The organism is Dysgonomonas sp. 521 (assembly GCF_010501055.1).
GTDB lineage: Bacteria > Bacteroidota > Bacteroidia > Bacteroidales > Dysgonomonadaceae > Dysgonomonas.
Genome location: NZ_QVMO01000238.1, coordinates 1 through 544, shown reverse-complemented (window position 1 = coordinate 544; position 544 = coordinate 1). Strand labels below are relative to the sequence as shown.

1 pseudogene is annotated in these 544 nt (G+C 31.8%); it reads left to right on the top strand.

The features are described 5' to 3' along the window. A pseudogene (locus tag D0T84_RS22365) lies at positions 1–452 on the top strand (hypothetical protein); the annotation flags it as partial. Positions 453–544: the final 92 nt, after the last annotated feature.

The following is a 544-nucleotide window of genomic DNA, read 5'->3' as shown; positions in this document are numbered from 1 at the left end:
TTTGGGTGGATATCTGCCGGAATGGCAGATTTTTAGAACCGATTTCTAATGGATTTAGAACCGGATTACTGGGTGGGGATGCTCCGGATTATGCAGAGAAGATCAATCAATATCAGAATTATTATAAAAACATGATAGTTCAAAAGAATATCAGCAAAGAACAACTTTATCTGAATAAAAATCAATACCAAAGGGATTCGCTTCTTTATAAACGAGGTGTTATCTCCTCTGAAGATTTGGAAATTTCACGCAATCAATATTTACAGGACTCTCTATCTTTAGAAAATATCCATTCATCCATACAGAATACGGAAATTCAGGTTACCCAGATGCAAGAGAACTTGTTGGATACGGAATTCCAATATCAAGATAAGAAGAATCAGTTAGAAACACAGATAAAAACTTATATTTCACAATTACTTTCAGAAATCCAAACATGGGAATTAGATTAACGTGAGTTCGAAATAAGATAATTACTTAAACATTAGCATAATAGCGATTTTTTGATTAACTTTAAGTATCTAACATTCAAAGTTTAATTAAA